This window comes from Nonomuraea terrae (genome assembly GCF_004348995.1).
Classification (GTDB): domain Bacteria; phylum Actinomycetota; class Actinomycetes; order Streptosporangiales; family Streptosporangiaceae; genus Nonomuraea; species Nonomuraea terrae.
Genome location: NZ_SMKQ01000047.1, coordinates 23304 through 49371, shown reverse-complemented (window position 1 = coordinate 49371; position 26068 = coordinate 23304). Strand labels below are relative to the sequence as shown.

The 26068-nt window shown below is 71.0% G+C and carries 24 protein-coding genes and 1 pseudogene; 13 read left to right on the top strand and 12 right to left on the bottom strand.

From position 1 onward, the window contains the following. From E1286_RS17900 to E1286_RS17890, 3 genes are all read right to left on the bottom strand, one after another. Positions 1–560 (bottom strand): wax ester/triacylglycerol synthase family O-acyltransferase (locus E1286_RS17900; RefSeq protein ID WP_223190069.1); only part of this gene is annotated, 560 nt, incomplete at its 3' end. 141 nt (positions 561–701) lie between these two features. Further along, positions 702–1751, bottom strand: coding sequence for a sulfite oxidase (locus E1286_RS17895; protein ID WP_223190067.1), 1050 nt, complete (start codon positions 1749–1751; stop codon positions 702–704). A gap of 716 nt (positions 1752–2467) precedes the next feature. After that, on the bottom strand, positions 2468–3232 hold the full coding sequence (locus tag E1286_RS17890; RefSeq protein WP_132613908.1) for a hypothetical protein: 765 nt from the start codon (positions 3230–3232) through the stop codon (positions 2468–2470). A gap of 304 nt (positions 3233–3536) precedes the next feature. Between E1286_RS17890 and E1286_RS17885 the strand changes: the two genes are divergently transcribed. The 4 genes from E1286_RS17885 (at position 3537) to E1286_RS17870 (ending at position 5392) form a co-directional block, all read left to right on the top strand. Beyond that, positions 3537–3881 carry a cupin domain-containing protein gene (locus E1286_RS17885; RefSeq protein WP_246074942.1) on the top strand — a complete coding sequence of 115 codons (345 nt, stop codon included), beginning with the start codon at positions 3537–3539 and terminating at the stop codon, positions 3879–3881. A gap of 193 nt (positions 3882–4074) precedes the next feature. Next, positions 4075–4374: a hypothetical protein gene (locus tag E1286_RS17880; protein WP_132613904.1), complete on the top strand. Its 300-nt coding sequence runs from the start codon at positions 4075–4077 to the stop codon at positions 4372–4374. After that, positions 4371–4841 (top strand): YkvA family protein, encoded by a 471-nt coding sequence (locus E1286_RS17875; protein ID WP_132613902.1) that lies wholly within the window; start codon positions 4371–4373, stop codon positions 4839–4841. The genes E1286_RS17880 and E1286_RS17875 overlap by 4 nt, the downstream gene beginning before the upstream one ends. Before the next feature lie 119 nt (positions 4842–4960). Continuing rightward, complete coding sequence (locus E1286_RS17870; protein WP_132613900.1) at positions 4961–5392, top strand: hypothetical protein; 432 nt, start codon at positions 4961–4963, stop codon at positions 5390–5392. On the opposite strand, the gene polX is transcribed toward E1286_RS17870, so the two are convergent. Genes polX through E1286_RS17855 form a run of 3 tightly spaced genes read right to left on the bottom strand, consistent with a single transcriptional unit; the run spans position 5393 to position 9172 of the window. Next, positions 5393–7087, bottom strand: coding sequence for a DNA polymerase/3'-5' exonuclease PolX (gene polX, locus E1286_RS17865; protein WP_132613898.1), 1695 nt, complete (start codon positions 7085–7087; stop codon positions 5393–5395). 39 nt (positions 7088–7126) lie between these two features. Continuing rightward, a complete protein-coding gene (locus E1286_RS17860; protein ID WP_132613896.1) occupies positions 7127–8095 on the bottom strand; it encodes an aldo/keto reductase in 969 nt (322 codons plus the stop codon). Between the two features lie 45 nt (positions 8096–8140). Beyond that, a complete protein-coding gene (locus E1286_RS17855) occupies positions 8141–9172 on the bottom strand; it encodes a zinc-dependent alcohol dehydrogenase family protein (RefSeq protein ID WP_132613894.1) in 1032 nt (343 codons plus the stop codon). A 189-nt stretch (positions 9173–9361) separates the two neighbouring features. Between E1286_RS17855 and E1286_RS17850 the strand changes: the two genes are divergently transcribed. Genes E1286_RS17850 through E1286_RS17840 form a run of 3 tightly spaced genes read left to right on the top strand, consistent with a single transcriptional unit; the run spans position 9362 to position 13595 of the window. Beyond that, positions 9362–10759 (top strand): glutamate-cysteine ligase family protein, encoded by a 1398-nt coding sequence (locus E1286_RS17850; protein WP_132613892.1) that lies wholly within the window; start codon positions 9362–9364, stop codon positions 10757–10759. 60 nt (positions 10760–10819) lie between these two features. Then, complete coding sequence (locus E1286_RS17845) at positions 10820–11851, top strand: hypothetical protein (RefSeq protein ID WP_165969784.1); 1032 nt, start codon at positions 10820–10822, stop codon at positions 11849–11851. Between the two features lie 25 nt (positions 11852–11876). Continuing rightward, on the top strand, positions 11877–13595 hold the full coding sequence (locus E1286_RS17840) for an acyl-CoA dehydrogenase family protein (RefSeq protein WP_132613888.1): 1719 nt from the start codon (positions 11877–11879) through the stop codon (positions 13593–13595). Here E1286_RS17840 and E1286_RS17835 read toward each other — a convergent pair. Continuing rightward, positions 13573–15840, bottom strand: a complete 2268-nt coding sequence (locus E1286_RS17835) for a DUF4132 domain-containing protein (protein WP_132613886.1) — start codon at positions 15838–15840, stop codon at positions 13573–13575. The two genes, E1286_RS17840 and E1286_RS17835, sit on opposite strands and share 23 nt — an antisense overlap. 97 nt (positions 15841–15937) lie before the next feature. Between E1286_RS17835 and E1286_RS17830 the strand changes: the two genes are divergently transcribed. After that, on the top strand, positions 15938–16684 hold the full coding sequence (locus E1286_RS17830; protein WP_132613884.1) for a crotonase/enoyl-CoA hydratase family protein: 747 nt from the start codon (positions 15938–15940) through the stop codon (positions 16682–16684). 47 nt (positions 16685–16731) lie between these two features. Beyond that, positions 16732–17916 (top strand): non-homologous end-joining DNA ligase, encoded by a 1185-nt coding sequence (ligD, locus tag E1286_RS17825; protein ID WP_132613882.1) that lies wholly within the window; start codon positions 16732–16734, stop codon positions 17914–17916. A 1-nt stretch (position 17917) separates the two neighbouring features. Here ligD and E1286_RS17820 read toward each other — a convergent pair whose 3' ends face one another. Continuing rightward, positions 17918–19348 carry an NAD(P)/FAD-dependent oxidoreductase gene (locus tag E1286_RS17820; RefSeq protein WP_132613880.1) on the bottom strand — a complete coding sequence of 477 codons (1431 nt, stop codon included), beginning with the start codon at positions 19346–19348 and terminating at the stop codon, positions 17918–17920. A 60-nt stretch (positions 19349–19408) separates the two neighbouring features. Further along, positions 19409–20305 (bottom strand): SDR family oxidoreductase, encoded by an 897-nt coding sequence (locus tag E1286_RS17815; RefSeq protein ID WP_132613878.1) that lies wholly within the window; start codon positions 20303–20305, stop codon positions 19409–19411. Positions 20306–20416: 111 nt separating this feature from the next. On the opposite strand from E1286_RS17815, the gene E1286_RS17810 reads away from it, so the two are divergent. Continuing rightward, complete coding sequence (locus E1286_RS17810; RefSeq protein ID WP_246074940.1) at positions 20417–22159, top strand: thiamine pyrophosphate-dependent enzyme; 1743 nt, start codon at positions 20417–20419, stop codon at positions 22157–22159. On the opposite strand, the gene E1286_RS17805 is transcribed toward E1286_RS17810, so the two are convergent. Then, entirely contained in the window at positions 22128–22901 is a 774-nt protein-coding gene (locus E1286_RS17805) for an IclR family transcriptional regulator (RefSeq protein WP_132613874.1), read from the bottom strand. The two genes, E1286_RS17810 and E1286_RS17805, sit on opposite strands and share 32 nt — an antisense overlap. Positions 22902–22970: 69 nt before the next feature. Here E1286_RS17805 and pobA point away from each other — a divergent pair, with 69 nt between their 5' ends. Further along, positions 22971–24128 carry a 4-hydroxybenzoate 3-monooxygenase gene (gene pobA / locus E1286_RS17800; protein WP_132613872.1) on the top strand — a complete coding sequence of 386 codons (1158 nt, stop codon included), beginning with the start codon at positions 22971–22973 and terminating at the stop codon, positions 24126–24128. Between the two features lie 45 nt (positions 24129–24173). Next, the gene (locus E1286_RS17795) at positions 24174–24485 is read left to right on the top strand and encodes a DUF6401 family natural product biosynthesis protein (RefSeq protein WP_165969783.1); all 312 of its coding nucleotides are present in this window, start codon (positions 24174–24176) and stop codon (positions 24483–24485) included. 186 nt (positions 24486–24671) lie between these two features. Here the strand turns inward: E1286_RS17795 and E1286_RS17790 are convergent, their stop codons facing one another. Next, positions 24672–25502, bottom strand: a complete 831-nt coding sequence (locus tag E1286_RS17790) for a mechanosensitive ion channel family protein (RefSeq protein WP_132613916.1) — start codon at positions 25500–25502, stop codon at positions 24672–24674. A 259-nt stretch (positions 25503–25761) separates the two neighbouring features. On the opposite strand from E1286_RS17790, the gene E1286_RS17785 reads away from it, so the two are divergent. After that, on the top strand, positions 25762–25926 hold the full coding sequence (locus tag E1286_RS17785) for a zinc-binding dehydrogenase (RefSeq protein ID WP_165969782.1): 165 nt from the start codon (positions 25762–25764) through the stop codon (positions 25924–25926). Between the two features lie 20 nt (positions 25927–25946). Here the strand turns inward: E1286_RS17785 and E1286_RS17780 are convergent. Then, positions 25947–26063 (bottom strand): annotated as a pseudogene (locus E1286_RS17780) (IS30 family transposase); the annotation flags it as partial. Between the last annotated feature and the right edge of the window lie 5 nt (positions 26064–26068).

Below are 26068 nucleotides of genomic sequence, written 5' to 3'. Positions count from 1 at the left end.
GTGGTGGTCCGGAGGGCGGTGGTGGTGCGGGACGAGGGGCGCGTACGCGAGGTCGAGACGGCGCGGTCGCGAGAGCGGAGATGGCCGTCCGGCGTGAGGTCGAGCAGCGCGGCGAGGGTCTCCGCGCCCGAGACGCCGTCGATCGCGGCGTGATGCACCTTGGTGTAGACGGCGACCCGCCCGTTCTCCAGGCCGTTGATCAGGTGCATCTCCCACAGCGGATGCGCCCGGTCGAGCCGGCGGGCGTGGATCTCCGCCACGGTCTCGGCCAGCTGCCAGTCATCGCCGGGCAGCGGCAAGGTCGTCTCGAACAGGTGGTTGTCGATGTCGAAGTCGAGGTCGGACACCCAGTACGGGTGGTCCAGCCCGAGCGGCACCTCGGCCACCCGCAGGCTGAGCGCGGGAGACAGGTGCAGCCGGGCCAGCAGGAGGTCTGCGAGCGCGTCTCTGGTGACCGAGCCGTCCGCCGAGTCGAGGATCGCCAAACCGGCCACGTGGGCGGCGGTCGTCGCCGTCTCCACGTGGAGGAACTGCGCGTCGAGTGCGGTCAGCTGGCGCATCGGCTCTCCTTTTCCCTGGGTATGAGAAGCATCACATCGAGGGATTTCGAGAAGGTTTCTGCGCGAGTCTTTCAGATGAATTCAGATGCATCGGACCTCCATTTAGAGAATCTCCAGTTCAGCGGTGTCGGTGACATTTATCTATCCACTCACGACATGAACGGGATGCCGTACGACCGCGTCGAAGTGATAACCGAGCGGGTGGCGGGGGGTGACCAGTGGTTGTGTGGCGCCGGTCTCGTCGGTCGCCCTGGCCATGAGCACGTGAGGCCCGGTGTGGCGGGGTGACCAGATGATGTGCCACGGCAACCAGGCCCTGACCAGGTGCGGCCCGTGGTGGTCGGCCTCGTGCCAGCTGGTCCCGCCGTCGAAGCTGACCTCGACCCGGACGATCCTGCCGCGCCCCGACCAGGAGCGCCCGCGCAGCACGTACGGGCCGGGAAGGGGCAGGCGTGCATTCCAGGGGAGTTCGAAAGCGCTCTTCACCGGCAGCGTGGTGACGTCCGGGTAGAAAACCGTGTTCCACGGGGTGAACAGCTTGGTCGTTGAAACTTCTATGTCGCCGAGCCATTTGATGGACGCTATTCCCACCCATCCCGGCACCACCAGGCGCACCGGAAAACCATGGTCGGGAGGAAGCGGGGCGTCGTTCATTTCATAGGCGACGAGCACATCCTCCATGGCCTTCTCGACGGGCAGTGGCCTGCGTACGTGGCCATAGCCCTCGAACGGCGCGTCGAGCCCGGTGGGCAGGACGTCCACGGCCTCCGGGAGCAGGCCGGCCTCCGCGAGGACGTCTCTCAGCGGCACGCCGCGCCACCGTGCCACCCCGATCGCGCCGAGACCCCATTGGGTGCCGGGCGTGCCGTCGTGCTGTTGCGTCCGGTAGAACCGGCGGCCGTTGCCGGCACACTCGATCGCCGCGTCGTAGGTGCGTGAAGGCATGGCCCGCAGTTCGTCGTAGCCGAACTCGCGTGGACTCCGAACGCCGTCACCGTGGACCCGCAGCCGCCAGGTGGTGACGTCGAGGACCGGGGTGGAGGTGTGGTTGCGCACGAAGAAGCGGTCGTTGGGTGTGTGGTAACCCATCCCCGACATGGCCTCCCACCGCATCTCGGTGCTGTTGCCGTGGATCTTGAACAGGTGGTCGGGGAGCGGCTTCACCATCGCCGCTCCGGCCTTCTGTTTCATGGGCGTCACCTCTCTGCCGATGCCTACTACACATTTCCTACCTGCAAACCATCCAATCTCGCCACATCGCCACGCCCCCCTTCCCTCACGACCCCGACATGGGCGCGGATCGGTACGGGTTGGGGAACGTTCCATTGAGCCACCCGAGGGCATACCCGACAGCGCGCAGGAAACAACCGCCCCAGAAACCACCACTCAACCGGCCTTCCACCCGTTTTGCCCAAAGTTCAGTCCACCGGCCGGACCCCAGCCCCGCCCTCAGCCCGCTCGATCACTCGCCAACAGCTCTTGGCCACCCCCTCAACGGCCTGAGCAAGCCGGTTCTCCGGGCACTGGGGCGAATCGCGGATCCGTGGACCAGGGTGGCGTCGTTGACGCTGTGACGGAGCCGCTGGCACGCGGGTTCGGCGTCACACCGCCGCCCTGTGGGATGGGCCTTCGGCGAGGGGAACGCCAAGAGGGCCGGCCGCCGGTGGTGACGCTGGTGGCGAGAAGGCGTGGCAGGCGGCGAACAGCATCCCCGGCAGCAGCGCCCCCTGTACCGGCACGCCGAGCGGGCCGAGCTCGACGGCCGAGCCTTGGTGAGCGTCTCCAGCGCGGCCTTCGACGTGCAGATGAATCCTCAGTCGTCCGGCCGACGGCCCCGCGTACTCGATGAGGGGCCTGAGCTGGGCACCTCACCGGCACTCTCGCGGTCGCCACCACAAGCGCAGCGATCAGGGCGGCGGTACGAGGGAGGGGAACGGCTCGCCGGCGTTGAGGCGGGAGATCAGGGATGCGAGGGCCGTACGGCCGCCGTTCGCGTGGAGCCAGCGGCTCACGGCGCAGGCGGACTTAGCGTAGGTGCCGGCGTCTTTGCTTGCCGCGGTGAGCCACTGATCCAGCGTGACGGGCAGTGAACCGGTGGGTGCCGTGAGGCAGCGGTCTGCCGGATTCCCGGTGAGACGGCCGTCCGTTGCCGGCTTCGGGGCCAGGTAGCGGGCATCGTCGGAGACCACCACGGCCAAACCCTCGTCGAACCACTGCGGGATCTCGACCCCCGACTCCAGCCGGGTGTGCAACTCGACGTGGGACATCTCGTGAGAGGCGATCACCGGATCGACGCCCCTGGGTGACAACATCACCGAGCGGTTGAGCACCGCCACGCCGCGCTCCTTGCCGCCGCCGATGCGTTCGTAGCAGGCCTCGGTCACGCAGGTGAGCAGGGTGGGAGAGCTCACCCGGCCGCCGTAGAAGTCGGCGACTCGTTCGCGGGCCTCCTTCACCGCCAGTCTCACCTGTGCCCGCTGCTGGTCGGACATGCCGGCTTCGCCGTACACGTCTTCCTCCAGCTCTGTCAGGCCGTAGCAGCCGGGGCAGGTGGCAGCGGCGACGGAAGGGTAGGCCAAGGAGACTCCGGCGCCGGCGGCGACGAGCAGTGCCGTGACAACGGCGAGAACGCGCGCCCATGGTCTGCGCGACTTCTTCTGCACGGGCTGCATCCTCGGACCTCCTCCGGTCGGACGGCGTGGCGGGAACACTCTTTCGTATTCTTCGTCGCTCCACATCCACCCACGGTCTGTCATCCCCAGGGTTGAGGCCGGCCCCGAGACCGCGTGTTCTCAAGGGCCTAGGTCGCGTCGCCGTGAGGGTCGACAAGGTCATCCAAGGGGTGAGCCGCCGTAAGGCCACCCTCGTCCGGCGGCCCCCCAACCGCGGAGGAACGGGGGACCAAAACCGTCGGATTGGCTCTGGCGGATGTGTGGCGCTGCTCGAAGGATGTGTTCTATGACGACGACACATGACATGGAGCCGGTTTCGATCCAGAAGGTCATCGCCTCCTTGCCCGGCCCCTTCCAGCAGCGCGACCTGGCCACGGCCAACGACACCGTGGTGCGGATCGCCATGCTCGACGGCGAGTTCCCCTGGCATGAGCATGACGAGGATGAATTGTTCCTGTGCTGGGACGGGGGTTTCCGCATCGAGATGGACGGACGGACGCCGGTTACGCTCAACGCCGGTGAGTTGTTCGTCGTCCCCGCGGGCATCCGGCATCGGCCCGTGGCGGAGCACGCAGCACACGTCTTGATGATCGAACGCCCGGAGACCGAACAGTACGGAAGCCGGCCCATCGATGCACAGCCCAGCTGAACGAAAGGCTTGCCTCGTTGAACGGCCTCGTTGAACGGCCTCGATGCCGCGTCGGCGCAGGCAGGCGCGGCTATCCCCGAGGCCACCGCCCTGCGCTCTCCGCTGCGAGCGGTGCCGGATTCGCCGCTGCCCATGAGATGATCGGGAGAACGGTCTGTCCGGGAATGGGCGGAAGCGGGCGATGATGGTGTCTGTGCTGCCCGGTCTGATCACCTCCGCTCCGGCCGACATGCCCGGCCGCTGGGTCGACATCGACATCGACATCGACATCGTTCGCCGGAACTGCGTCCTGTTCCAGGAGTACCTCGACGCCATGGCCGACGCCGGCGCCGCGGGCGTGGTGGCCTTCGTGCAGACGGAATTCGCCTCACCTCGACACGCTCAGGCAGCGGGTTCGCCGCGTGTCTGGTCAAGCCCTGTGTGCCCGCTACGTGCTGGCGGGGGTGAGGGAACGTGCCCGGGTCGTGGTGGTAAGGGTGGTGAGGGAACGTGACCGGGTCGTGGTGGTGGGATCTGGTGATCGCCGTCGTGGTGGCCGTGGTGGTGGCGTGGGCCGGGTTGTTGGGGGCGCTTCTTGTCGTGCGTCCGCGGGGTGGGCTGTTGCAGGAGTCGTTGCGGCTGTTGCCGGACATGCTGCGGCTTGTCCGGAGACTGGCGGCCGACCGGAGCCTGCATCGTGGCGTACGGATCCGGCTGATGTTGCTTCTCGCCTACCTCGTGTTCCCGATCGACCTCGTTCCGGACTTCATCCCCGTCCTCGGGTACGCCGACGACGCGATCATCGTCGCGGCCGTGCTCCGATCGGTGGTGCGGCGGGCCGGGCTGCCCGCGGTGGAACGCCACTGGCCGGGGAGCCCGGACGGCTTCGCGGCGCTCGCCCGCCTCACCGGCCTCGACAAGCAGGAGAAGGACCAACGCAACGGCGAGCAGGACCACCGCCAAGAGGAGCCGGACCGCTGACCGTCACGGACATACCAACCAATGTCCAATAAAAGCCCAAATATCCCCATGTGCGGCGTTAAGTACCCTTTTGTTGAGCATGGTGCAGCCGGACGCACGCAAAGCCTGAAAGGGAACCCATGGGAGGCGTAACCCGCATCCTCGCCGGCGTCGGCCTGGGAACGGCCGCCGCACTCGCCGTCACCACTTTCACCCCGGAAAGCACCCCCACCTCCATCTTCGCCCCCGCCAACGCACTCCTCACCCCAGCCTCGAACGCGCACGCCGACCGCGCCGACCTGCTGGGTGCCGCCGACGTCGCCCTCTGGTCGCCCACCCCGGCGCACGACCCGACCTGCCAGTACGTCGTCAACACCGACCACCCGGTGCCCCTGAGGTCGGGCCCGGGCGAGAGCTACCCGGCACGCGCCCGGCTGGCCCCGTCGGACGAACCGCTGACGGCTACCTGCGCCGCCCCCGGCCAAGGCGCCGAACACTGGGTACGCCTCAAGAGCGGCGGTCACAAGGGCCTGTGGCTCTGGCGCGACCGGGTGCGACCCTGGACCGGATGATCAGACGCGGCCCGTCTCACGCCCGAAGAAGGCCAGGAGCCGCTCCAGGGGCCAGGTGTTGATCACATCGTCGGTCGTCAGCCAGGCCCGCTGCGCGATCCCCACCCCGAACCGCTGGTGCGCCAGGTGGGGGATCGCGTGGGAGTCGCTGTCGATGGAGAACTTCACCCCGTGGTGCTTGGCCAGCCGTACGAGATCGGCGGGCAGGTCGGAGCGGTCGGGGAAGGAGTCGATCTCCATGGCGGTGCCGGTGCGGGCCGCAGCCCGGAAGACGGCGTCCCAGTCGGCGTCGACACCGTCCCGCTTGCCGATCTTGCGGGTCGTCGGGTGGCCGATGATGTCGACGTACGGGTTTTCGCAGGCGGTGATGAAGCGGCGGGTCATCTCGTCGCGTGACATGCCGAAGTGGGAGTGGACCGAGGCCACGCACACGTCGAACTCCCGCAGGATCTCGCCCGGCCAGTCGACCGACCCGTCGGGTGCGATGTTGAGCTCGGTGCCGTGCAGCAGCCGCATGTCGGGATATTTCTCCTGCAACCGAGCGACCAGGCCGCGCTGCTCCAGTGCCTTGTCCAGGGTCATGCGCTGCATCGCCAGGTCGGGCGCGTGGTCGGTGACCGCGTAGTAGGTGTAGCCGCGGGCGTGGGCGGCGGCCACCATGTCGTCGAGCGAGGCGATGCCGTCGGTCAGATCGGTGTGGGTGTGCAGGTCGCCCTTGAGATCGGCCGGCTCCACCAGGACGGGCAGCTCGCCCCGCAGCGCCGCCTTGACCTCGCCGCCGTCCTCGCGCAGCGGCGGTGGGACGTACTGCATGCCCAGGGCCGCGTAGATGTCCTCCTCGGACTCGGCGGCGATCACCCGGTCGCCCTCGAACAGCCCGTATTCGGACAACTTCCAGCCGCGCTTGACGGCCATCTCCCTGATGGCGACGTTGTGCTCCTTGGAGCCCGTGAAGTACTGCATCGCCGCGCCCCAGGAGCCGGCCGGCACCACCCGCAGGTCGACCTGGACGCCGGACGTGGTGCGGATCGACGTCTTCTTGTCGCCGGCGGCGATGACCTCCGCGACGTACGGCTGGGCGCGGAAGTCGTCCATGATCGACTCGGGAGCCACCGCGAGGATGTCGATGTCGCCGATCGTGTCCTTCATCCGTCGCAGCGAGCCCGCGTAGGCGATGCGCTCGGCCCGCAGCGAGGCCATCACCTGCTCGGCCAGCGCCGTCGCGATGCCGATGTGGACCCGGCGCCCCGACTGCTCCAGCTGCTCGACTCCCTTGAGCAGGTTGGCCAGGGTCTTCGGGCCGAGGCCCTTGACACCGTCGAGGCGGCCGGAGGTGATCGCCTCGGTCAGCGCGGCGGTGGAGTCGATGCCGAACTCCTCGTACAGCATGATCGCCGTCTTGGGCCCCAGCGAGGGCACCCGGGTCAGCCGGCGCACGCCCTCGGGGACGCGCCCCCGCAGGTCGTCGAGCTGCCGGAAGCTCCCGCGCCGCAGGAACTCCTCCATCTTCTTGGCGATCGCCTCGCCCACCCCGGGGACCGAGCGCACGTCGGCCACCGAGATGTCCTCCGGGAACCCGGCTATCGCCTTGGCCGCCTTCTGGTAGCTCCGCACCCGGAACGCGTCGCCGCCGCAGAGCGCGAACAGCTCCGCGTATTCCTGCAGCGCCGCCGCCGCCTCATCGTTCGCCCGCATGCCCCTACCTTAGGAGGCGGCCCCGACAATCCCGGACCGTCAGAAACGCACCTCGCGCGCCCGGTACGGCTCCGCCAGGAACGCCAGCTCCTCCGCCGACAACGACACCGACACGGCGGCCACCGCGTCGTCCACGTGCCGGTCCTTCGTCGCCCCGACGATCGGCGCGGTGACAGTGGGCTGGTGCAGCAGCCAGGCCAGCGCGATCTGCGCGGCCGGCAGGTCACGGTCGCGGGCCACCTGGGCCACCCGGTCGAGCACGGCCTTGTCGTTCTCGGCGTCGTACAGGGCGCCGATCCGCGCGTCGGAGCCCGTCCTGGCCGTCGTGGCGGAGGAGCCCGCGCGGGCCAGCACGCCGCGGGCGAGCGGGCTCCACGGGATCACGCCCACGCCCTGGTCCGCGCAGAGCGGGAGCATCTCGCGCTCCTCCTCGCGATAGAGGAGGTTGTAGTGGTTCTGCATGGAGACGAACTTCGTCCACCCGTTGACCTCGGCGAGGTGCTGGGCCTTGGCGAACTGCCAGGCCCACATGCTGGACGCGCCGATGTAGCGGGCCTTGCCGGCCTTGACCACGTCGTGCAGCGCCTCCATCGTCTCCTCGATCGGCGTCTCGTCGTCCCACCGGTGGATCTGGTAGAGGTCGACGTAGTCGGTGCCGAGGCGCTGGAGCGAGGCGTCGATGGCGGCGTGGATGTGCTTGCGCGACAGGCCGCGGTCGTTGAGGCCCTTGCCCATCGGGAAGAAGACCTTCGTGGCCAGCACGTAGTCCTCCCGTCGCGGGAAGACGGCGCGCAGCAGGTTGCCGGTCACGACCTCGCTCTCGCCGTGGCTGTACACGTCGGCGGTGTCGAAGAAGGTCACGCCCGCGTCGACCGCCCTGCGGACGATCGGCTCGGCCTGGTCCTGCGGCAGCGCCCACTCCTGCCGGGCGGGGTCGCCGTAGCTCATCATGCCGAGACATACCCGCGAGACCTTCACACCTGTGCGACCAAGACGCATGTAATCCATACAAGTCACCATATGACTCGAATATCGGGATAAGAGGGGTGGCCCTCAGGACTGCGGATCGATCATCGTGACGCCCGGCACGGACCCGATCGCCGCCAGCGCCTTGCCGGCCTCGGCCAGCCCGATCGTGCGCGTGACGAGCTGGTCGGGGTGGAGGATCCCACCTCTGATCATCTCCAGCATCGGCGGGTACGCGTGCGCGGCCATGCCGTGGCTGCCCAGCAGCCGCAGCTCCTGACCGATCACGCGGTCCATCGGCACCGGCGTCGCGCCGCCCGGCAGCAGCCCCACCTGTACGTGGCGGCCCTTGCGACGCAGGCTCTCGACGGAGGCGGCGCACGTCTGCGCGCTGCCCAGCGCGTCGATCGACACGTGGGCGCCGCCCCTGGTCAACTCCCTGACCTGGGCGGCGGCGTCGCCGTCGCCGCCGTTGACGAAGTGGGTGGCGCCGGCCAGCTCGGCCAGGTGCAGGGCCTCGCCGCTGACGTCGATCGCCACCACCCTGGCCCCGGCCGCCGTCGCGATCATCACGGCCGACAGGCCGACGCCGCCGCACCCGTGCACGGCGACCCATTCGCCGGGACGCACCTCGCCCACCTGTGCCACGGCGCGGAACGCGGTGGCGAACCGGCAGCCGAGCCCCGCCGCCGTCGAGAACGCCATGTCCTCGGGGACGTCGATGAGGTTGACGTCGGCGTGGTCGATGGCGACGTACTCGGCGAAGGACCCCCAGTGGGTGAAGCCGGGCTGGGTCTGCCGCTCGCAGATCTGGTGGTCGCCGGTGGTGCAGGACGGGCACGTGCCGCACGCGCAGACGAACGGGACGGTCACCCGCGCCCCCGCGCGCCAGCCGCGCACGTCGGAGCCGACCACCTCCACGACGCCCGCCAGCTCGTGGCCCGGCACGTGGGGCAGGACCGAGATGTCGGGATCGTGCCCCTGCCAGCCGTGCCAGTCGGACCGGCACAGCCCCGTCGCCTCGACTCTGATCACCGCCCCATGGGGCGCGGGGGACGGGTCGGGCAGCTCGCGTACGTCGAGCTCTCCACCGAAGATGTCAAAGGCAACCGCTCGCATCTCACGAGCTTAGAACCAGTCGCCGCAGGTCGCGCAAGGCCTGGGGCCGGCATCCCGGCGGGTCCCCGGTGCGCGGACTCGCGCGGGTCCGCGAGAGGACGAGGGCGTCCCCACCGGCGCCTACCTGCGCGATGCCGGAGCACTTCCCTGGTGAGGTGTCAAATCTGGTGACGCGGACAGAGGGGGGTGATGGGACGAGACTTGGACAAGGAGCGCTTTACCGAAGAGGAGTACGTCCGCTTCGGTGAGCGTATGGAGGAGCAGCTCGCCGTGCTGCGCGAGCTGCTCGACACCCCCGGCTTCGGCCAGGGGCCCGCCACGATCGGGGCGGAGCTGGAGCTGTTCCTCATCGACGGGGACGGCCGCCCCCTGCCGCGCAACAGCCAGGTCCAGGAGTCGCTCGACGACCCCCGCGTGGTGCTGGAGCTCGGCCGCTACAACATCGAGGTGAACCTCACCCCGACGCCGCTGGCCGGCACCCCGTTCGAGGTGCTGGCCGCGGAGGTCCAGGAGATGATGACCAAGGTGGACGAGGCCGTGGAGCACGGGGGAGCGGTGCCCATCGGCATCCTGCCCACCCTCGACACCGAGGACTTCACGCTGGGCGCGATGAGCGACCAGAACCGCTACCGGGCCATGAGCAGGGGCATCAGGCGGCTGCGGCTGGAGCCGTTCCTGGTGAAGATCGACGATCTGGAGCTGTCGGTCGAGGACGTGATCCTGGAGAGCGCCAACACCTCCTGGCAGGTGCACATCCGCACGCCGCCGGAGCGTTTCGCGCGGTTGTTCAACGCCGCCCAGCTGGCCATCGGGCCGGTGCTGGCGGTGTGCGGAAACTCGCCGTTCTTCGTGGGCAGGCAGTTGTGGGAGGAGACGCGGATCGCGCTGATGGAGGAGGCCGCCGACGACCGGGACGTGCAGCGGGGCGAGCGCAGGGACGGGCGTGTCACGTTCGGCTCCGACTGGGTGCGGGAGGGCGCGTACGAGTTGTTCGAGCGGTACGTGCGCGACTACGACCCGATCCTCCCGGACCTGACGGACGACGCCGGCCGCTACGACGTGCCCGAGCTGCGGCTGCACCAGGGCACGGTCTGGCAGTGGAACCGCCCCGTCTACGACCCCGCCGACGGCGGCCATCTGCGTATCGAGATGCGGGCGCTGCCCGCCGGGCCGTCGTGCGCGGACATGGCCGCGAACACCGCCTTCCTGCTGGGGCTGACGTTGTCGCAGGCGGAGCGCGACCTGACGGGCTACCGGTTCGCGCAGGCGTACCAGAACTTCTACCGCGCGGCCATGAGCGGGCTGGACGCCAAGTTGTCCTGGCCGGGCGACGAGGGCGAGTTCGAGGCCGCCGACCTGGTACTGCGGCTGCTGCCCGAAGCGCGGGAGGGCCTGCTGGCCGCCGGGGTGAAGCCGCACGACGCCGACCGGGCACTCGGGGTGATCGAGCAGCGGACCCGGCTGCGGCGCACCGGATCGGTGTGGCAGCGGGAGGCGCTGGAGCGGTTCGGCGGCGACCGGCGGCGGATGGTCCGGCGCTACCGTGAGCTGGCGCTTTCCGGGCTGCCCGTGCATTTGTGGCCCTGAGTCGCCCCGGTCGCCGCCTTTCCGCCAGACTGGTAAAGAAACGGAAAAGGTGAGGAAATTATGGCGGCATCGGGGATGGTTTCCACGGAAACAGCGCCATTTGCCCTGGAACGTGCGACGGACGACCTGGCGGAAGGGGCGGCCAAGCTGGCCGGCGAGCTCGGCGGCGTGCCGGTCGCGACGGTGCTGGAGGAGGCCAACAGGACCGCGGGGACGAAGGCCGGCACCGCGGCGATCGGATCCATGAAACCCAAGCCCACCCATTGGTACGCCTTCGACGAGGGCGACCAGGACACCGCCGACTGGTACCCGCAGGGCCTGACCGGCAGCGACGACTCGGGGACGCTCGGCGTGCCGGTGTTCCTGGCGAGCTGGTACTACAAACCCGAGGCCGGCGAGCGGGGCATCAGGGTCACGTTCCTCAGCCCCGAGACGCTGAAGTACCGGCACGCCCTGCTGGTCCTGGCCCGGCCCGACGGCTCGTACGGGCCGATCGACATCCACGCCGGCGGCATCGCCTGCCACGGCGGCCTGCTCTACGTCGCCGACACCGTCAGGGGCCTGCGGGTCTTCGACCTGGCCAACGTGCTCGACCTGCGCACCGCCCAGGACGACCTCGGCGACGGCAAGCGGGTCGGCCGCCACGGCCGCAAGTTCCACGCCTTCGGCTACCGCTACGTGATCCCCCAGACGGACTTCTGGCGGGTGGTGAAGCCGGGGCCGCGGTTCTCGTTCGTCTCGATCGACCGCAGCACCACGACGCCGCAGCTCGTCACGGGCGAGTTCCGGGGCGACGACCCGGACGGCTGGGTTGCGCGCTGGGGCCTCGACCTGGCCGGCGGCGAGCCCGACGACGCCTTCGTCCTGGGGCACCCCAAGATCCAGGGCGCCACGTCGCGCGACGGCCGGTGGTACCTGAGCCAGGGCGGCGAGACCTCCTCCCACAACGGCAAGCTGCTGGTGTACGCGGACGGCGAGCTGGAGACCCGGCCGTTCCCGATCGGCCCGGAGGACCTGACGGTGCAGGACGGCGCGTTGTGGAGCCTCACCGAGTTCCGCAACAAGCGGGGGATCTTCGCCGTCCCGCTCTGAACCGGGCTGTGCCACACTCGCGGATATGGGCCGGTATCTCATCGAACCGTTCGACCGCGGAGACCACAGCGACCGCTACGCCACCGAGCGTTACCAGGGCGCCGCCGGGCGCAACTGGTGGCGCTGCGACCCGGCACTGCGCCTGCTCATGCGCCGCCACCTCGGCGCCGGATACGCCTGGGCCGAGCCGCGGCTCGACCGGCTGGGCGAGTTGATGGGCGGCCTCGTCGCCGAGTGCGCCGAGGAGACCGACCGCAACCCGCCCCGGCTGGAGAAGTACGACAAGTGGGGCAGGGACATCAGCCAGGTCGTCATGCCGCCCTCGTTCCACACCGCCCGGCAGGCGCTCATGGAGGACAACTTCACCTCCCCGTCGTTCGCCGGCGAGGCGCGGGACCACGGAGCGGATCCTGCCGCGCTCGCCGCCGCGTGGACGTACCTGCTCGACCAGGCCGACATCGGCATGGGCTGCGCGCTCGGCACGGGCGGGGACATGGTGGTCTCCCTGGCCGAGAAGCACGCGCCCGAGGACGTACGCGAACGCGTCCGGGAGATCTTCGCGAACGGCTTCTACTCCGGCGAGGCCGCCCAGATGTTCACCGAACGGACCGGCGGCTCCGACCTGGCCGCGCTCGAGACCGAGGCGGCCCCCGACGGCGACGCCTGGCGGGTGACGGGGTTCAAGTGGTTCGCCTCCAACGCGAACGGCTCGGCGTTCGTGGTGCTGGCCCGGCTGCCGGAGGGCGCGGTGGCGCCGTTCCTCGTGCTGTGGGAGCGGCGTGACGGCAGCCGCAACGGCGTGCGCATCCGCCGTCTCAAGGACAAGCTCGGCACCAGGTCCGTCGCCTCCGCCGAGGTCGAGTTCACCGGCGCCGAGGCGTTCCTGCTGGCGGGGGAGGGCTCCGGCTCGGGGCTCGGCACGATGATGAAGCTCACCAACGGCTCCCGGCTGGGCGTGGCCATGATGGGCCTCGGCGTGGCCAGGCGCGCGCTGGTCGAGGCGATCTGCTACGCCCGGGCGCGCGAGGCGTTCGGCCGGCCGCTGATCGAGCAGCCGCTGATGCGCCGCAAGCTGGCCGAGCTGATCGTGGAGGTGGAGGCCGCGCAGGCGATGGTGTTCGACGGGCACGTCGGCCCGCGGCTGCGCCTGGCGCCCGCGCTGATCAAGCTCCGCGCCGCCCGGCTCGGTGTGACCGCGGCCAGCGACGCGATCGAGGTGCACGGCGGCAACGGCTACATCGAGCAGTGGCCGGTGGCCCGGCTGCTGCGCGACGCCCAGGTCAACCCGATCTGGGAGGGCGGCGACCACATCCTCTGCCTCGACGTGCGCCGCGCCATGCTGCGCGAGAACGCCCACGAGCCCTTCCTCGACCGCCTGACGGCCGCCACCGTCCAGGCGCCGCAGGGGGACGACGCCACCGCCGACCTCGTCCGGGGCCGTATCGACGATCTGCGCAAGGCCGTCACCGCCTGGACGTCGCTCGACCCCGCGGTGGCCGAGGCCCGCCTGTATCCGCTGGCCCAGCTCATGGCCGACGTGTACGCCGCCGCCCTGCTGCTGGAGCAGGCCGGCTGGGAGCAGCGCGAGCTCGGCTCCCGGCGCAAGGCCCTGGTCGCCCGGCTCTACGCCACCGCCCACCTGGCCGACCCCGGCCCACTGCGCGGCCTCGACCGCCCCGCCGAGGACCTGGAGCGCTTCGACGAGCTGCTCGCCGGAGCGGTCACGCTCGAATCTGCCGGGTGATCGTCGGGTCGTCGATCGCGGTGTCGGCGGCCAGCAGGAACGCCTTGGACAGGATGACCGACAGCAGGCCGCCGTCCTCCTCGAAGGGCAGGAAGACCCGGTCGCGGGAGGGACCGGCGACGATGCACAGGTAGGCGTCGTTGGGCTCCATGAGGATGTTGCCCGACCCCAGGTGGATCTTGTACGTGCGCAGGTCGCCGCGGACGACGAGGAACCGGTCGGTCAGCGTGCAGCGGCCCGCGACGGTCAGGCGGGGCAGCAGCCGGGCCAGCGCGTCGCGGCGCACCTCCGCCGACGGCGCCAGCGCTCCGAACGACGTCGTGCGCCAGTGGCCGTGCAGCCGGCCGGGGCCCCGGTCGAGCCACGCGGGATCGGTGGCGATCGACGTGACGGCCACGAACAGGTCGACGTCGCGCATCGCCTCGCTGAACACCAGCGGCGGCACCTCCGCGAGCGGCGCCGGCTCCCACCGGTCGCCGGTCAGGCGGTGGAAGCGCACCTCGCCGGTCAACGCGTAACCCTCGTCGGCGTAGCCGTGCGAGAACGACGCCCGCCACCGCCCGCCCGCCATGACGCGCCGCGCCTCCCCGTCGCCGCCGCCGTCCCACGGCCCGACGTATGCGGCCTGCCAGCCGCGCTGCTTGAACAGGGCGTAGAGCTTGTGGTACTCGACCACATGGTCGGCGAAGCGGTTGGAGTGGGCCTCCGTCGCCTCCTCGGCCGGCGTCAGCAGGTAGATCTCCCTGAACGCCTGCTTGAACGGCTGGCGCAACTCCTTCTCCTGCACGGCCTCCCGCCAGGACGCGACCTCCTCCGGCGAGGAGCGGGCCGGATGCCACAGCCGCACCGGCACGTCGGGCACGCCCAGCCCCAGCTGGCTGTGCCACTGCCCGGGGGAGACCTCGAACTCCCAGATCAGCCGGTCGGCGATCGGCTGGCCGGCCAGCTGATGGTAGGGCGGCGCGACCTCGCCGGCGTAGCCTGCCTCCAGCGCCCTGGAGAGGGTCGCCTGCTGCTGCTTGACCTGTTTGACCAGCGCGCGCAGCCGCGCGACCTCCTCACCGTGCTCGCGCCTGACCGCCGCCGGGACCGTCTTCAGCTTCCTGTCGCCGTGCCACCACGACAGCTCGACCGCGCCGTCGGTCGAGATCACCGCGGTGTGCTCGCCCAGCTGCCGCCGCACCCGCCCGTCGGGCAGCCGGAACGCCACCTCCAGCCGGTTGCCCAAGGCCGCCTCGACTCGCTTGAGCATGCGGTCGAGCTGCTTGGGCACCCCCGCGTGCCGGGTCTCCCGCCGGGCCGCGTGCAACGACGCGACGGCCTCCGGCGTGGGGTATTCCTCCGCCGCGTGGGCGATCGCGAACAGCACGCCCTGCGACGGCAGCGTCTTCGCCTGGGTCGGCGCCACCGCGACCTTGCGCAGCAGCGAGTCGAGCAGCTCGGGCAGCCAGGGCTCGTCGTGCCGGAGCGCCACCCTGGCGGCCCGGCCGATGGTCGCCTTCTCGGCGTGGTCGAACGCCTTCTCGGCCAGGTAGGGGATCTCCCCGGCGTGGATCGCGGCCACGCGCGCCTCGGCGGCCTCCATGGTCGCCCGGGCGAACTCCACGTAACCGGGCAGGTGGCAGACCCTTTCCCGGGCGTCAGGCAGTGGCGCGAACCCCCTGGTGAACCGGTAGTCCGCGGGCACGACGGACTCCATGAACAGCGCCCGCTGCGTCGCGTCCCAGCCGAGCAGCAGCTCCACCTCGGCGGCGGCGAGCGGCGCGCCCCCCTCGGCGACCCGCTCGGCCACCTCGGCGTCAGGCCCGGCGAGCCCGGCAAGCCCGGCCGCGGCCAGCAGCGCGAACGGCTCGCCGATCCGATCCTGGCCCATGATGAACCGCACCAGCGCGCGGGCGGGATCCGCCAGCTGATCCAGCGGCGCTCCCTCGGGGCACCGCACCAGCGCGCCGACCCCCAGGGACAGACGCGGCTCCCGCCGCTTCTCCAGGTCCTCCACCAGCGCGTGGAACAGGTCGACGCAGGCCGCCGGCGTGAACAGCGGCTGCCGCTCCAAGAGCTGACTCCTGACCTCCCACCTGGCCAGAACGGCGGCTTCGCGGCCGGAGTCGACGCGGTGGGCGGCCGGCAGCAGCGCACCGAGGTCGTACGCGCTCAGACGGGAGGCGTCGAGCCGCTCCGGGAAACGCTCCACCGCGCCGGTCAACACTTCGAGCAGGCTCCGCGCCTGGGGGGACAGCTGCATGCGCGAGATCATGCCGGACGCCGCCGACAGAACCGCCGCGCCGCTGGCCGGGCCAGGCGGGCGAATGTACGCTCGGCACACTTGCCGAGGAGGCCGGATGAGCGTACGCGTGGAGCGCGAGGGACCCGTCACGACCGTGGTGATCAGCAGGCCGGAGGCGCGCAACGCGGTCGACCGCAAGACGGCCGAGGCGCTCGCCGACGCCTTCCGCGACTTCGAGGCGTCCGACGCCGCCGTGGCGGTGCTGTGGGGCGAGGGCGGCACGTTCTGCGCGGGCGCCGACCTCAAGGCGCTCGACAACCACGTCGGCGAGGACGGCGACGGCCCGATGGGCCCGACCCGGATGCGCCTGAGCAAACCGGTCATCGCCGCCGTCGCCGGGCACGCCGTCGCGGGCGGTCTGGAGCTGGCCCTCTGGTGCGACCTGCGGGTGGCCGAGGAGGGGTCGGTGTTCGGGGTCTTCTGCCGGAGGTGGGGCGTGCCGCTCATCGACGGCGGCACCGTACGGCTGCCGCGGCTCGTCGGCACGTCCCGGGCGATGGACATGATCCTCACCGGCCGTCCCGTCGAAGGCCCCGAGGCGTACGCGTGGGGGCTGGCCAACCGGCTCGTCCCCACCGGCGCCGCGCGGCGGCACGCGGAGGAGCTGGCGCGCGAGATCGCCCGCTTCCCGCAGGCGTGCCTGCGCGGCGACCGCACATCGGCGATGGAGCAGGAAGGGCTGAGCGAGGCCGAGGCGATGCGGAACGAGCTGCGCCACGGTCTGCTGTCGCTGCCCGACGCCATGGACGGCGCCGCCCGCTTCACCCGAGGAGCCGGCCGCCACGGCCGCTTCGACCGGTAGCCCGCCGGCTGCCGGGGCTTGTCGGTCCCGCCACGTATCGTGACCGTATGCCTGACATCGAGGTCGCCGGCCGCGAGGTCCGCATCACCAGCCCCGACAAGGTCGTCTTCCCGCAGACCGGCCACACCAAGCTCGACCTGGTCCGCTTCTACCAGGCCGTCGGCGAGGCGGCGCTGCGCGGTGTCCACGGGCGGCCGATGGTGCTCAAGCGGTTCCCGCACGGCATCGACGACGAGCCGTTCTTCCAGAAGCGGGCCCCGGCCAAGCGGCCCGGCTGGGTCGAGGTGGCCGAGCTGAAATACCGCTCGGGCCTCAGCGCGCAGGAGGTCGTCTGCACCGACCTGGCCCAGCTGCTGTGGGTGATCAACCTCAACTGCGTCGACCTCAACCCCCACCCCGTGCGCGCCGACGACCTCGGCCGGCCCGACGAGCTGCGCATCGACCTCGACCCGGTGCCGGGCGTCCCGTGGGCGGACGTGCTCGCCACGGCCCAGGTCGCCCGCGAGGTGCTCGCCGACCACGGCCTGGTCGCCTGGCCCAAGACGTCCGGCTCACGCGGCTTCCACGTCTACGCCCGCATCGAGCGGCGCTGGCCGTACGCGAAGGTGCGCAAGGCGGCCGAGACCGTGGCGCGCGAGGTCGAGCGGCGCGCGCCCGGCCTGGCCACCAGCCGGTGGTGGAAGGAGGAGCGCCACGGCGTCTTCGTCGACTTCAACCAGAACGCCTACGACCGCACCGTCGCCTCCGCCTACTCCGTGCGCGCCGTGCCCGACGCCCGCGTGTCCACCCCGCTGACCTGGGACGAAGTGCCCGGGTGCCGGCCCGAGGCGTTCACCGTCGAGACCGTGCCCGAGCGCCTGGCCGAGGCCGGCGACCCGTGGGAGGACATGGACTTCCACCCGGGCGGCCTCGACGGCCTGCTGGAGCTGGCCGAGGAGCTCGGCCCCGCCCCCAAGGCGCCCAAGGGCGCCGGGCGCAGGCAGCAGACCAAGCCGGTCATCGAGATCGCCAGGGCCGAGCACAAGGACGAGGCGATGGCCGGGTTCGAGCGGTGGAAGGCCCGCCATCCCGAGGTCGCCGCCCGGCTGGAGCCCGCCGACGTGCTGGTCGACGGCATGCGCGGGCGCAGCAGCCTGTGGTATCGCATCCGCGTCAACCTCCAGCACGTGCCGGAGGCGGAAAGGCCCGCGCAGGAGCCGCTCGAGGTCGACTACGACCCCTGGCGAGGCTGACTCACCGGCCGGAGATCAGGTCGGCCAGGTGCGCGTACGCCGAGGTCCTGGTGCCGTGCTCGTTCTCGCGCCGGTCCGCGGCCCGGTACAACGCGTAGATCAGCTGCACGCCCGTCCAGCGCAGCGGCTCGGGCTCCCACTGCCGTACCTGCCGTCCCACCCACGGCAGCCCGGTCAGCGGGGTGTCGCGGCGCAGCACGAGGTCGCGCAGCGTGCGCCCGGCCAGGTTCGTCGTGGTGACGCCGCTGCCCACGTAGCCGCCCGCCCAGCCGAGCCCGCTCGCGTGGTCGAGGTGCACGGTCGAGCACCAGTCGCGCGGCACCCCGAGCACCCCGCACCAGGCGTGCCGCACCCGCACGTCGGCCGCCGCGGGGAAGAGCTTGACGAGCATCCGCCACAGCAGCGCCACCGTCTGCCGCTGCGTGGCCCCCCGCCGGTCCGTACGCGACCCGAACCGGTACGGCACCCCCCGGCCGCCGATCGCGATCCGGTCGTCGGCCGTCCGCTGCGCGTAGACGTACGCGTGCGCGTTGTCCTCCAGCAGTTCGTTGCCCTGCCAGCCGATGTGCTTCCACACCTCGGCGGGCAGCGGCTCGGTGACGATCATCGAGCTGTTCATCGGCAGCCACTGCCGGTGCTGCCCGGCCAGGCCCGCGGTGAAGCCCTCGGTGGCGCGGATGACGTACTCGGCCAAGACGGCGCCGCGCGGGGTGACCGCCGTGGCCTTGCGGGTGCCCTCGCGCGGCAGGATCGCGGTCACGGTGGTGTCCTCGAAGATGTCGACGCCCATCCCGGCCACCACCCGCGCCAGCCCGACGGCCAGCTTGGCCGGCTGGATGCGGGCGCCGTGCGGCGAGTACGACGCCTCCAGCGCCCCGGCCACCTGCAGGCGTTCGTGCTGCTCGTCGCGGTCGAGCAGGCGCATGTCGTCCTCGCCGTACCCCCAGGAGCGCAGTTCGGCCACGCCCGCGCGCAGGCGGCGCCGCTGGGCGGGGTTCGTCGCGACGTGCAGCAGGCCACCCTTGTGGATGTCGGCGTCGATGCCCTCGGCCTGGGCCACCGCGATGACCTCGTCCACCGAACGGAACATCGCGTGCTGCAGGTCGATCATGGCCTGCCGGCCGCGCGCCTTGGCGTGCCGCCTGCGCGACCCGGCGAACTCGGCGGACAGCCAGCCGCCGTTGCGCCCCGACGCGCCGTACCCGGCGAACTCCTTCTCCAGGATCGCGACGCGCAGCCCTGGGTCGGCCTGCTTGAGGTAGTACGCGGTCCACAGGCCGGTGTAGCCGCCGCCGACGATGGCGACGTCGTAGTCACGCGGCCCGGGCAGGGACGGCCGCCGCGCGGGCAGGCCGATCTGGCGGTACCAGAAGGAGACGTCGCCGTTGGCGAAGTCGGAGGTCAGCGGGATGCCTTTGTTCACCGAACACATTGTCTAGTAGCGCCTGGGGCTCCAACAAGTGGACGAAGTGTAACAAAACGTGACACCGGCCTAGCTTCGTGTCGGACGCTCGTACCCTTCGTCGCCGCCGTATACGTGCAGGTCAGGATCGTTCTCTGGCTGTGTCGCGGGGCTGGTCGGCGAGGCGGTGTGCTCGGAGGCGAAGTCGTCGTCGAGCGCGGGGGCGGGGCGCGGGAGCAGGTAGTCGTACCAGGTGATCCCGCCCTTGGGCATGGCGTCGGTGAGCAGGGCGCCCTCGCGCTGGGCGGCGTACAGCCGGCCGGGGTAGCGGACGGACAGGCAGGGGCGGCGCAGGCCCTCGGCCCGCAGCCAGGTCGTGACCAGCTCGCCGGTGTCGATCACCTGCGGCCCGCCGAAGTCGATCGCCGTGCCGGTCGGGCCGGCGGCGCACAACTCGGCCACGCGCGCGGCGACCTCGCCGGTGTGCACCGGTTGCCAGCGCAGCGAGCGGTCCACCGGCAGCACCGGCAACGACCGGAAGTCGCGCAGCCTGCGGTGCAGCCACTGGTGGAACGGGGTGGCCCGCAGGATCGTCCAGCCCAGGCCGCTCGCGGCGACCACGCCCTCGGCCTCCAGTTTGTGCTTCAGGTAGCCGTGGGGCGCCCGGTCGGTGCCGACGACCGAGGTCAGCAGCAGGTGCGGCACCCCCGCCTCGCGGGCCAGGATCGCCAGCGTGCGGGTGCCCGGGATGTCCACGGCGCCGCGTCCCTTGCGGCCGCTCGTGGCCAGGTGGGCGATGGCGTCCACCTCCCGTACGGCCTCCGCGACGCCGTCGCCCGAGATGAGGTCGCCCCACCTCCAGTCGACGTTGACACTGCTGGCGCGCCGCGAACGGCTCAGCGCCCGCACCTCGTGACCCGCCCGCAGCAGCGCCGGGACCAGAGCCGAGCCCAGCGTGCCGGTGGCTCCCGTGACCAAAATGCGCATGAAGGCCCCCTACCCGTCAATTTCCGGAAATGTCAACGAATCTCGGCCTAGCGTCTGAGCGCCGCACTCAGGGGTAGGGCGGCACGCATGGCTCGCATCGCATCGGAATCCTTGATCGAACGGCTTGCTGCGTGGGGGGTCGACACCGTCTTCGGCCTGCCGGGCGACGGCATCAACGGCATCATGGAGGGCCTGCGGCGCCACCGTGACCGGGTGCGTTTCGTCCTGGTCCACCACGAGGAGGCCGCCGCCTTCATGGCCACCGGCTACGCCAAGGCCACCGGCCGTGTCGGCGTCTGCCTGGCCACCTCGGGCCCCGGCGGCATCCACCTGCTCAACGGCCTCTACGACGCCAAGCTCGACCACGTGCCCGTGCTGGCCATCACCGGCATGCAGGAGACGTCCGTGCTGGGCACCGGCTACCAGCAGGAGGTCCATCTGGACAAGCTGTTCGCCGACGTGGCCGAGTACAACATGATGATCAGCAACCCGGGACAGCTGCCCTCCCTGGTGGACCTGGCGATCAGGACGTCGTACGCCCGGCGCGGGGTCTCCCACCTGACGTTGCCGAACGACATCCAGGTGGCCGAGGCGGGAGCCGACCCGTACGAGCACGTGGCCCCGGCCCGGGTGCCGCAGACGTCGCCGGTGTTCCTGCAGCCGTCCGGCATCCCGCGGCCCGAGGATCTGGAGTGGGCGGCCGAGGTGCTCAACAAGGCCGAGCGGCCGGCCATGCTGGTCGGGCAGGGCGCGCTGCACGCCCGCGACGAGGTGCTCGCGGTGGCCGAGGCGCTCGGGGCGCCCGTGGTCAAGACGCTGCCCGGCAAGGCGGTCATCCCGGACGACTCGCCGTACACGACCGGCGGGATCGGACTGCTCGGCACGCGGCCGAGCGAGGAGTTGATGGACGAGACCGACGTGCTGTTCATGGTGGGGACGAACTTCCCGTACTCGAAGTTCCTCCCGGATCCGGACAAGACGCGGGTGGTGCAGTTCGAGGCGGACCCGACGAGGGCCGGGGCTCGCGTGCCGACCGACGTGCCGGTGGTGTGCGACGCCAGGGAGGGGCTGCGGGCGCTGCTGCCGCTGCTGAAGCGACGCAACGGAAACGCCCATCTGGCGAAATATCAGAAGATGATGGCCAAGTGGCGGGCCGACATGGAGTCCCTGGAGAACCCCGACCGCGACCCTATCGCCCCCCAGTACGCCGCGTCCGTCCTCGACGACCTCGCCGCCGACGACGCCATCCTGACCTGCGACAGCGGCACCATCGCCACCTGGGCCGCGCGCCACTGGACGATCCGCGGCGACCGCCGCTTCTACCTGTCGGGAACGCTCGCCTCGATGGCCAACGGCCTGCCGTACGCCATCGCCATCCAGCACGCCTTCCCGGACCGCCAGGTCATCGCCTACGTCGGCGACGGCGGCTTCTCGATGCTCATGGCCGAGTTCCTCACCGCCGTCCAGCAGCGGCTGCCGGTCAAGGTGGTGATCAACAACAACAACTCGCTCGGCCAGATCCTGTGGGAGCAGATGGTGCTCGGCTACCCCGAGCACGGCGTCCGGTACGCCGAGCCCGAGGCCGACTTCTCGGCCTGGGCGCGGTCGTGCGGCGGATTCGGGGCGAAGGTCACCAAGGCCGGCGACGTGACCACGGCGATCCGCGAGGCCCTGGCCCACGACGGCCCCGCGCTGGTGGACATCGACGTCAACCCGAACGAGCCGCCCATGCCCGGCAAGGTCTCCTACGACCAGGCCAAGAGCTTCGCCCAGGCGTTCCTGAAGGGCCAACCGCACCAGGCCGCCATCGCGACCACGCTGTTCAAGGACCGTATCCAGAAGCTGGGGGACTGACGTACGCCGCCGCGATGCCCGCGGCGGCGGTGAGCAGCGGCTCCACCAGGCGCGGCAGCTCGCGGGCACGCCGCGAGGAGACCACGATCCCGAGCGCCGCCACCGCCCGCCCGCCGGCCAGGACCGGCGCCGCCGCCGAGCACGAACCGAGCGTCATCTCCTCGTACGTCAGCGCGTATCCCTGCGCCCGCACCGCCGCCAGCTCCCTGGCCAGCCGCCCGGGCTCGATGATCGTGTGCGGGGTGGGGCGTTCGAGCTTGCGGGCCAGATACGACGTGACGAACCACTCCGGCTCGTACGCCAGCAGCGCCTTGCCCACGCCCGTCGGATGCATCGGCAGCCGCGCGCCGATCCGCGACACGATCGGCACCGCCCGCCTGCCGTACACCTTGTCGACGTAGAGCACCTCCAGGCCGTCCCTGACCGCGAGGTGCACGTTCTCTCCCGTGGAGGCGAACAGCTCCTGCAGCCACGGGTGGCCGAACTCCCGCAGCCGGTTGGGCGCGAGCTGCCCCAGCTCCCACAGCCGCAGCCCGACCCGCAGCCGCCCGTCGGGGCCGCGGCTGAGCGCCTGCCACCGCTCCAGCTCGCCGACCAGCCGGTGCGCCGTGCTCAGCGGCACCCCGCTGCGCCGGGCCAGCTCGGTCAGCGTCAGCCGGGGGTGCGCCGCGTCGAACGCCCCCAGCAGCGCCAGCACCTTGGACGTCACCGACCGCCCCGGCTCCCGCGATCCGCCCGCCATGAGCCCATCCTTCCACTCAGTGGAAGCGCCGTCTCGGCGAGACCCCGCTCGAAGCAGGATGCTTCCTTCATGCGAACTCAGGTTGCGATCGTCGGGGCGGGTCCCGCGGGCCTGCTCCTCTCCCATCTGCTCCACCTGCGCGGCATCTCCTCCGTGGTGCTGGAGAAACGCAGCCGCGACTACGTCGAGCGGCGCGTGCGGGCCGGCGTGCTGGAGCAGGGCACGGTGGACACGCTGATCGAGGCCGACGTCGGTGAGCGCATGCTGCGCGAGGGGCTGCCGCACCACGGCATCGAGCTGCGGTACGGCGGCGCGGGCCACCGCATCCCGTTCGACAAGCTCGTCCCGGGCAGGTCCATCACCGTGTACGGCCAGCAGGAGGTGGTCAAGGACCTGATCGCCGCCAGGCTGGCGGCGGGCGGCGACATCCGCTTCGAGGTCGAGGACGTGGCCCTGCACTCGCTGGAGTCCGAGCCGTACGTGACGTTCGGCGGCGAGCGGCTCGACTGCGACGTGATCGCCGGCTGCGACGGGTTCCACGGCGTGTCCAGACCGGCGATCCCCGAGGGGGTGCTGACCGTCTTCGAGAAGGACTATCCGTTCGCCTGGCTCGGCATCCTGGCCAAGGTCGCGCCGTCCTCCGAGGAGCTGATCTACACCAGGACCGAGCGCGGCTTCGCCCTGCACAGCATGCGCTCGCCCACTGTCAGCCGCTTCTACCTGCAGGTCCCGGCCGACGCCCGGCTGGAGGAGTGGCCGGACGAGCGCACCTGGGGCGAGCTGAAGGCCCGGCTGGAGAGCGTGCCGGGCTTCACCCTGGCCACCGGCGAGATCGTGGAGCGCGGCATCACGCCCATGCGGGCCTTCGTGGCCGAGCCGATGCAGTACGGCCGGCTCTACCTGGCCGGTGACGCCGCCCACATCGTGCCGCCGACCGGCGCCAAGGGGCTCAACCTGGCCGTCGCCGACGTGCGGGTGCTCACCGACGCGCTCGCCGCCTACTTCGAGGACGGCTCGACCGAGCCGCTCGACGGCTACTCGCGGGCCTGCCTCAAGCGGGTGTGGCGGGCGCAGCACTTCTCGTGGTGGATGACGACGCTGCTGCACACGTTCGACGAGGACGACGCGTACGCCCGCCGGCTCCAGCTGTCCTACCTGGACTACGTCACCTCCTCGGAAGCGGCCGCCACCACCCTCGCCGAGAACTACGTCGGTTTGCCCTACTGATCCGGAAAAGGCTGCTGACCTTGGGCGATGCTTTAGAGTTGTTTGGTGGTCTTTGAGGAGGGATGGGCGACTTCGCCCCTGCGCTGGCTGATGAACGCCCTGGGCGACGCCCAGCTCCAGCGGATGGCCGGCGACCCGGGTCTGGTGGCCGCGGTGGACCAGCACGCGGCCTGGCTCCGTGACGCGATCCCGCTCGACCGCGAGACCCTGGGCGACTATCTGCTGGGTTTCCTGGACGAGCTGCGGCATCTCGGCTGGTCCTTCACCGGCGAGTCCGACGCGCCGTCGCTTCGCCTGACCGCCGTCTGCTACCTGACCCGCGAGCTCGGCCTCCTCGACGACGGCCGCACCGCCTGACGAAACGCCTGACGAACCCCCGCCGCGAACCCCAGCGGTCCGGCCCGTGCGGTGCCGCGCGGAACGTGGGGACATGGCGGCACGCACTGCTTGACGGGGTGCTGGACACGACGGCGCCCCGGCCGGTCCCGCCTGGTGTGCGGGCCGTGGGCCGGGGCGCCGGTCCTTCCTGTCGTGCCCTCGTGGTCAGCCCGGAGGCATGTCCGAACGGTGGGAGCCGCCGGTCGTCGGACCAGGCGTGCCGGTGGTGGGGCCGGACGTACCCGTGGTGGGAGTCGTCCGGATGGGAGTCGTCTCCTCCGCCGCCATCGCGCGGGCGTCCTCACGCCCCCGCTGGTACGCCTCCGCGTGTGCCCGCGCCTGCGGAGCCTCCTGCTCCATCCGCCCCAGCCAGCGTTCCCAGCGCTGCTGCATCGGGCGGATGAGCCCGCCCCCGACGCCGATCGCCGCGATCGCGCCGACGGTGGCGAGCACCGTGACGAGCACCGGCGTCGTGACCGTCGTGGCCACGCCGATCTGGTTCAGCGCGGCGATGATGCCGAGCGCCCAGATGAACACCGAGGCCGCGGCCGCCAGCCAGCGCCCGTACGACAGGCCGCCGAGCATGCCGCTCACGATGTCGTGCACGGCCTTGGCCACGGCGCCGGCCACCACGATGATCACGATGGCGACGATGGCCCTGGGCAGCCAGGCCACCACGCCCGTGAGCAGCGCGGAGATCGGGTTGGGCCCGAAGACGCTGAACGCTATCTGCAGGGTGACCAGCAGAATGGCGTAGTAAACGATCTTGGCGAGCAGGTCGCTGGCGTCGTACTTGCTCCGCTCCAGCATCCGCCGCACGCCACTGCGCTCCACGGCCCGGTCGAAACCGACCCGTTCGAGCACCTTGTCGACGAGCTTGGCCAGCAGTTTGGCCACGATCCACCCGATGACGAGAATCACCAGGAACGCGACCAGTCTTGGAACGAACGTTGCTATTTGCCGGAGTACGTCCGTTAGTGCTTGGCCGATGTTGATGTCCACGGTTTCCTCCTCCGAGGAGCCAATGCCTCGGCGCTACCCGTACCGAAACCGTGTATGCACAGAGAGCCACCAAAACTTCTCACAAGGCGACATTTCACCGGAAGTCATCATTAGGTAGGTAGCCAGCGGAAAGTCACCCGGTTAGGGTGATCGTCGTGCATCGCAGCCGCCTGTACGCCCTCCTTGTCGACACCCCGGCGGCCGGGGCCGAGGAAGCGTCGCGTGCGTACGCGGCATCACGGTCACCTCGGCGGTGGTGGTCCCCGACGGCACCCTCCTACGGGAGATGCTGGCGCTGACCGCGCAGGGAATCCTGGAGCCGCGCCGGGCGGGAACAGTGCCGCTGGACAAGGCCGCGTACGCGTACCGCGCTTTCCGCGCCGGCGGACACCGCGGCCGATGGGTACTCACGAGCTGACGCCGGCCGCTGCGGTCGATCGGCAAGTGCACAAGCATCACGTAGCGCGTGGTCCGCTCGACCAGGGTGCCGATGCCCGAGTTGCCGTTCTTGCCAATGACGCAGTCGACTTCCCGGTGGCCGGGTACCGCGCGGTCGCCGG